Annotated in this window: 7 protein-coding genes; 3 read left to right on the forward strand and 4 right to left on the reverse strand. The window is 31.2% G+C overall.

What is annotated here, in order from left to right:
- Positions 1-158 precede the first annotated feature (158 nt).
- The 3 genes from ACTG3V_RS10835 to ACTG3V_RS10845 form a co-directional block, all read right to left on the reverse strand.
- Complete coding sequence (locus ACTG3V_RS10835) at positions 159-476, reverse strand: CCC motif membrane protein (protein ID WP_439132183.1); 318 nt, start codon at positions 474-476, stop codon at positions 159-161.
- A 7-nt stretch (positions 477-483) separates the two neighbouring features.
- Positions 484-771: a DUF2752 domain-containing protein gene (locus ACTG3V_RS10840; protein WP_439132184.1), complete on the reverse strand. Its 288-nt coding sequence runs from the start codon at positions 769-771 to the stop codon at positions 484-486.
- Positions 772-877: 106 nt separating this feature from the next.
- A complete protein-coding gene (locus ACTG3V_RS10845) occupies positions 878-1,201 on the reverse strand; it encodes a YbaB/EbfC family nucleoid-associated protein (RefSeq protein WP_439132185.1) in 324 nt (107 codons plus the stop codon).
- Between the two features lie 136 nt (positions 1,202-1,337).
- Here ACTG3V_RS10845 and ACTG3V_RS10850 point away from each other — a divergent pair, with 136 nt between their 5' ends.
- The 3 genes from ACTG3V_RS10850 to ACTG3V_RS10860 all read left to right on the forward strand — a co-directional run bounded on the left by ACTG3V_RS10850 (position 1,338) and on the right by ACTG3V_RS10860 (position 5,930).
- Entirely contained in the window at positions 1,338-3,434 is a 2,097-nt protein-coding gene (locus ACTG3V_RS10850) for a S9 family peptidase (RefSeq protein ID WP_439132188.1), read from the forward strand.
- Between the two features lie 170 nt (positions 3,435-3,604).
- A complete protein-coding gene (locus tag ACTG3V_RS10855; protein WP_439132186.1) occupies positions 3,605-4,600 on the forward strand; it encodes a PLP-dependent cysteine synthase family protein in 996 nt (331 codons plus the stop codon).
- A gap of 85 nt (positions 4,601-4,685) precedes the next feature.
- Positions 4,686-5,930, forward strand: coding sequence for an aminotransferase class I/II-fold pyridoxal phosphate-dependent enzyme (locus ACTG3V_RS10860; protein ID WP_439132189.1), 1,245 nt, complete (start codon positions 4,686-4,688; stop codon positions 5,928-5,930).
- 79 nt (positions 5,931-6,009) lie between these two features.
- Here ACTG3V_RS10860 and fahA read toward each other — a convergent pair whose 3' ends face one another.
- A complete protein-coding gene (fahA, locus tag ACTG3V_RS10865) occupies positions 6,010-7,287 on the reverse strand; it encodes a fumarylacetoacetase (protein WP_439132187.1) in 1,278 nt (425 codons plus the stop codon).
- Between the last annotated feature and the right edge of the window lie 156 nt (positions 7,288-7,443).

The raw sequence follows: 7,443 nt of genomic DNA on the forward strand, positions 1-7,443 counted from the left end.
TATGAAAGGATATTTTGGTATAATTACAAAGTTAATTTATTTACAAAACCATCTTAGTTTATTTGATGTTAAATGTAACGCAAATCAGCTCAAAAAAAATATCCAAATAATTTCTAATTGAAAGTATTTGGATATTTAAACTAAATATATTGGAAATTTTATTGTTGATATTGTTCCATTCTGGTTTTAATTTCTTCCATATAAGTGTCCCAATCTGTAGTGCTAAAGAAATAAATATTGTAAAGAAAATATGCACCATTTATACCCAGAGCAACCAATGCAAAAGTTTTGGCTGTTTTCATAGCTTTTATATCATCTGCTTCATAATCTTCTGGCGATGTTTCTGCTTCTTTTAATTTTTTATTGGCTATAATAAAAGAAGGAATTGCTAATAAAATACCTAGGCCTGCTAAACAGCAGCAAAGTAGACTAATAGAAGATAATACGTAAATTAAAGTTGTGTTTAGTTTTTTCATATTTTTTTTAAATATTAATTTTTAGTAGATAATTGATGACCATTATAAATAAATTCAGATATGCTAATCTAGCAATTATTTTTTTTGAATGTTTATACTTTACTTTAAAATTTATTAAAATAAAGATAAAAAGGCCTAAAAGAGTATAAACTGCAGGATACATTTTAAAGGCATCTATAAAATCACCATGAATTAACAAAATAAATGAACGCTGAAAACCACAGCCTAAACACTCCAAACCAAAAAGCGTTTTACTTAAGCAGGGCAACATATAATCTTTTAAATCTAAAAGCATTCTATTTAATTGATGTGATATAGGATAAAAAAAACGTTACATTTTAAACAGAAATCTTAAACATCTTGTTTCAAATTACCTAGGTTCATTTTAGTCAATTTATAAACTATTTAAAAGGGTTCATTCCAGGAATGTTTGGCATACCACTTTTAGCAGCAGCAGCCATTTCTGTTTCGTTAATTTTAGACGCCTTTTCTATGGCTTTGTTTAAAGTGATGATTAAATAGTCTTCTAATTCTTCAGCATCACTTAACAAACTATCATCTATAGCAATTTTTTTAATTTGTCTATTTGCGGTTAAGGTTACATTTATTTTTCCATCAGCAGAAGATGCATCAACTAATACAGAATTTAAACGTTCTTTTGTTTTTTCTACTTCTTCTTGAGCCTTTTTTAATTTGTCCATCATTCCAGATAAGTCTCCAAACATAATTTCTTTTTTTAAATTTTACACAAATTTACAAATTTCAAAATAATAAAAGTGGATTAAAAACCATATTGATAATCAGTTTCGAATCAAAATTATATGCTATTTTTGCACCCGCTTATAAAATGATATTCTTATGATGAAAAGTAGTGCTGCAAAACCACCAATTGCAGAAAAAATTCCTACCCAATTAGAAAAACATAATGATGTAAGAATCGATAATTATTTTTGGATGCGTTTGTCTGATGATCAAAAATTAGCCCCTGTTAAAGACGAACAAACCCAAAAAGTAGTCGATTATTTAGAAGCAGAAAATGATTATTACAACCAAATAACAGACTATATCAAAGATTTTCAAGAACATTTGTTTCAGGAAATGAAAGGTAGAATTAAAGAAGATGATGCTTCTGTACCTTATAAAAGCAATGGATATTTTTACATAACCCGTTTTGAAATTGGCAAGCAATATCCAATTTATAGTCGTAAAAAAGAAACTTTAGCAGCAGATGAAGAAATTTTGTTTGATGTTAATGAACTTGCTAAAGGTTTCGATTATTTTAAATTAGGTGGTTTAAGCATTTCGCCCAACAATAAGTTAGCCGTTTTTGCTACAGATACTGTAAGTAGAAGACAGTATTTTTTGCGATTCAAAAATTTAGAAACCGGAGAAATTTATAAGGATATTATTGATAATACCACTGGAGGTGCTGTTTGGGCAAACGATAATAAAACCATTTTTTATACTAAAAAAGATCCTACCACTTTACGAAGTTCTAAAATATTTAGACATGTTTTAGGTACATCAACTGCAGAAGATGTAGAAGTATATCACGAACAAGACGAAACTTTTGGTACGTACGTAACCAAATCAAAATCTAAAAAATACATATTAATTGGTTCTTATAGCACACTTTCAACAGAAGCACAATTTTTAGATGCCAATAATCCAACAGGTAAATTTACCATGCTTCAAGAAAGGCAACCCAACTTGGAGTTTAATGTAGCGCATTATAAAAATCATTTTTATTTGCTTACCAATAAAGACAATGCTACCAATTTTAAGTTGATGAAAACTTCCGTTGATAAAACAACTAAAGAAAATTGGGTAGATGTAATTCCACATAGAGAAGATACCCTATTAGAAGATTTTTCAATTTTTAAAGACTATTTGGTTTTGGAAGAACGAACCAATGGTTTGAATAAAATTAGAATAAAAAGATGGGACGAAACCGAAGATTACTATTTACCTTTTGATGAAGAAACGTATTCAGCGGGTGTACATGGTAATCCTGAATTTGATACCAATTGTATTCGTTATTCTTACAACTCATTCACAACACCCAGTTCTGTGATTGATTTTAATATGAGTGATAAATCGAAAGAAATAAAAAAAGAACAAGAAGTTTTAGGAGGTACATTCAAAAAAGAAAATTATAAGAGTAAAAGAGTTTGGGCAACTGCCAGAGATGGAAAAAAAGTAGCCATTTCGTTAGTTTATCATAAAGACACAAAATTAGATAAAAACACACCTTTGTTGCAATATGCTTATGGTTCTTATGGATATACCATACCAGATAGCTTTTCTACAACACGTTTAAGTTTGTTAGATAGGGGTTTTGTGTATGCATTGGCACATATTAGAGGTAGTGAATATTTAGGTAGAGACTGGTATGATGATGGTAAAATGCTACACAAAAAAAATACATTTTACGATTTTATAGATTGTTCAAAATTTTTAATTGAGAATAAGTATACTTCTGCAAAACATTTATATGCCATGGGCGGTTCTGCGGGTGGTTTGTTAATGGGCGCAATTGTAAATATGAACCCAGAATTGTATCATGGTATTATTGCTGCTGTACCTTTTGTTGATGTAATTTCTACCATGTTAGATGATAGTATTCCTTTAACCACAGGTGAATATGATGAATGGGGAAACCCTAATGAAAAGGAATATTATGACTATATAAAATCATACTCTCCTTATGATCAAGTGGAAGCAAAAGCGTATCCAAATATGTTAGTAACTACAGGTTATCATGATAGTCAAGTACAATATTGGGAACCAGCAAAATGGGTGGCAAAACTAAGAGAACTAAAAACAGATGAAAATGTTTTATTACTGCACACCAATATGGAGGCAGGTCATGGAGGTGCTTCAGGTAGATTTGAATCTTTAAAAGAAACTGCCAAAGATTACGCATTCCTTTTAGCTTTAGAGAATAAATTACGCTAACATTTTAATTCATTGAAATCAATTTTGTAATTCAAATAGGTTGTGTACTTTTGCATCTGATTAAAAATAAAAAAATAGACGTCATTTTAAGCTTTTTGAAGCAATCCAATACTAAAAGATTTCTTCGACGTTTTAAAACTTAAAGATGTTTTACTTTTTAGAATCTTAGAATGACAAGAAACCAAGGAATTAACAATACTATTTTAGATTTAGTAGGAGAAACACCAATGGTAAAACTCCAAAGAGTTACTAAGAAATTAAAAGGTAACTACTTTGCAAAACTAGAAGCTTTTAACCCTGGTTTGTCTCAAAAAGATAGAATCGCCTTACATATTGTTGAAAATGCCGAAAAAAAAGGGATTCTAAAAAAAGGGGCAACAATTGTAGAAACTACTTCAGGAAATACAGGCTACAGTTTAGCAATGATTGGCTTGGTAAAAGGCTACAGATGTATTTTAGCAGTTTCCGATAAATCATCTCAAGACAAAATCGATTTATTAAAAACAATGGGAGCAGAAGTACATGTTTGCCCAGCAAATGTGCCTGCAGATGACCCCAGATCGTATTATGAGGTTGCTAAAAGAATTCACAAAGAAACTAAAAACTCAGTTTATATTAACCAATATTTTAATGAGTTAAATACAGAAGCACATTACAGAACTACAGGCCCAGAAATTTGGAAACAAACCAATGGTAAAGTTACCCACATAGTTGTTGCTAGTGGAACTGGAGGTACCATTTCTGGAACAGGTAAATACTTGAAAGAGCAAAATCCAAATATAAAAGTTCTAGGGGTAGATGCTATAGGATCTGTTTTAAAAAAATACCATGAAACAGGCGAATTAGATTTAAATGAAGTATCACCTTACAAAATTGAGGGATTAGGTAAAAATTTAATTCCAACTGCTACAGATTTTGATGTTATCGATATTTATGAAAAAGTAAGTGATAAAGAAGCGGCTTTTGCATCAAGAGAAATTGTAAAAAAAGAAGGTATTTTTTGTGGCTATACTTGTGGTGCAGTTCTACAAGCTGCAAGGCAATATGAAAAACAAGATTATTTTAATGAAGATAGTTTTGTAGTACTTATTTTTCCAGATCACGGTTCTAGATATATGAACAAAATTTATAATGATTCTTGGATGAAGCAGCAAGGCTTTCTTTAAAAACTAAAACTACTTTACAATTTGATAAACTGCAAAAAAAGCGGTTAATTTGCAACTCTAAACAAAATCAAAAATAACGATTATGGTGAATGATTTATTTGATAGAATAATTGCAGATAAAGGACCATTAGGAAAATGGGCAGATAAAGCAGAAGGATATTATGTTTTTCCTAAATTAGAAGGCCCAATTTCTAACAGAATGTCGTTTAATGGTAAAAAAGTAGTTACTTGGAGTATCAACGATTATTTAGGGTTAGCAAATCATCCTGAAGTTTTAAAAGTTGATGGAGAAGCAGCTTTAGAACATGGAATGGCTTATCCAATGGGTGCAAGAATGATGTCTGGTCATACACCTTTACACGAACAATTAGAGCGCGAATGTGCAGAATTTGTAAATAAAGAAAAAGCATACTTATTAAATTTTGGCTATCAAGGTATCATGTCTGCTATAGATGCTTTAGTTAGTAAAAATGATGTTATTGTGTACGATATTGATACACACGCATGTATTATAGATGGTGTACGCTTGCATGCAGGTAAACGTTTTGTTTACAAACATAATGACATGGAAAGCTTTGAGAAAAACATCAAGCGCGCTAAAAGAATGGCAGAGAAAACAGGAGGTGGAATTTTAGTGATTTCTGAGGGTGTTTTTGGAATGCGAGGAGAGCAAGGCCGTTTAAAAGAAATTGTAGCTTTTAAAAAAGAGTATAATTTTAGACTTTTGGTAGATGATGCTCACGGATTTGGAACCTTAGGTGAAGGTGGTAGAGGTACAGGTTTTGAACAAGGTGTACAAGATGACATTGATGTTTATTTTGCAACTTTTGCTAAGTCTATGGCAGGAATTGGAGCTTTTTTAGCAGGTGATAAAGATGTAATTCAGTTTTTACAATACAATTTACGTTCTCAAATGTTTGCAAAATCTTTACCAATGGCAATGGTTAAAGGTGCTTTAAAACGTTTGGATATGATTCGTACAATGCCAGAATTAAAAGAAAAGTTATGGAAAAACACCAATGCTTTACAATCTGGTTTACGAGAGGCTGGTTTCGATTTAGGAACTACGCAAACTTGTATTACTCCTGTATTTTTAAAAGGTGATATACCAGAAGCCATGGCAATGGTTAACGATTTGCGTGAAAATCATGGAATTTTCTGTTCAATTGTCGTTTATCCTGTAATACCAAAAGGATTAATCATTTTAAGATTAATACCAACTGCAACGCATACTCAAGAAGATATTGATGAAACCATTACTGCATTTTCAGCAATTAGAGAAAAATTAGAAAATGGTACTTATAAAAAAATCGCTGCAAGCATTGCTTAAGCTATTTTATATAAAACAAAAAAAACCGAGCAAATTGCTCGGTTTTTTTGTGGGTAAATTTTAAGTAGACTTTCGTAACTTATTTTGCAGGTAAAACCTTACCAACACATTCACCAAAACCAATACGTACTTTATCATTTTTACAATGTGCACGCATAATTACAGTATCGTTATCATTTATAAACTTACGTGTAGTACCGTCTTTTAATGTAATTGGTTTAGATCCTTTCCATGTTAGCTCTAGCATAGAACCAAAACTATCTTCAGTGGGTCCAGAAATCGTACCAGAACCCATCATATCTCCAGCTTCAACAGGACAACCATTTACTGTGTGGTGCGCCAATTGTTGTGCCATTGTCCAATACATATATTTAAAATTAGAATTCGCAACAATGGTTTCTTCTCCATTTTCTGGTTTAATTCCTACTTGTAATTTAATATCATAACTTCCTTTGCCTTCTTGTTTTAAATAAGGTAAAGGTTCATAAACTTGCTCAGGGTTGTCAACTCTAAAAGGTTCTAAAGCATCTAAAGTAACAATCCAAGGAGAAATTGTAGAAGCAAAACTTTTTCCTAAAAATGGTCCTAAAGGTACATATTCCCAAGCTTGAATATCTCTAGCAGACCAATCGTTAAATTGTACCAATCCAAAAATATACTCTTCAGTTTCTTCTATCGAAATTCTATCGCCTATAACATTAGCATCTGTAGTGATGAATGCCATTTCTAATTCAAAATCTAAGAGTTTTGATGGTCCAAATCCAGGTTTATTACTTCCTTCTGCAGGTTTTGTTTGTCCATAAGGCCTTCTAATTGGGGTTCCTGAGGGCACAATAGAAGAGCTTCTTCCATGATACCCAATGGGTATATGCAGCCAGTTTGGTAGTAATGCATTCTCAGGATCTCTAAATAAAGAACCCACATTAGTTGCATGTTCTTTACTTGCATAAAAATCTGTATAATCCCCAACTGCAACTGGTAGCAACATTTCTACTTCATCCATTCTAAAGATAATTTTATCTTTATGATTGGCATTATCTCTTAACTTACCATTGGTAACGTCAAAAACTTCTGCAATTCTGTTACGCACCAAACGCCATGTTTTACGACCATCTGCAATAAAATCATTCAAATTATCTTGTAAAAACATGTCATCTGTTAAAGGAATACCTTCAAAATACCCTAATTGATGAAAAGCACCTAAATCAATAGCGTAATCGCCAATTCTACTTCCAATAGTAATAATATCATCTCTAGTGATAAAAACGCCAAAAGGGATATTTTGAATTGGGAAATCGGAATTTTCTTTTACTTTTAACCAAGATTTTCTTTTAGGATTATTTGCTGTTATGATCATTATAAGGATTTTTATTTTTCTCAAACCTACATAATTTTTTATCAAAAAAAAACAAATGTTGTATGAAAAATTCAATTTTAAGATTACTTTAATCTATTCAAATGGATTCTTCATAAAATGTTGAAAACATCAACAAAATACTTTCAATAAGAACAC

Origin of the sequence: Polaribacter sp., from assembly GCF_965660385.1 — a bacterium.
Classification (GTDB): domain Bacteria; phylum Bacteroidota; class Bacteroidia; order Flavobacteriales; family Flavobacteriaceae; genus Polaribacter.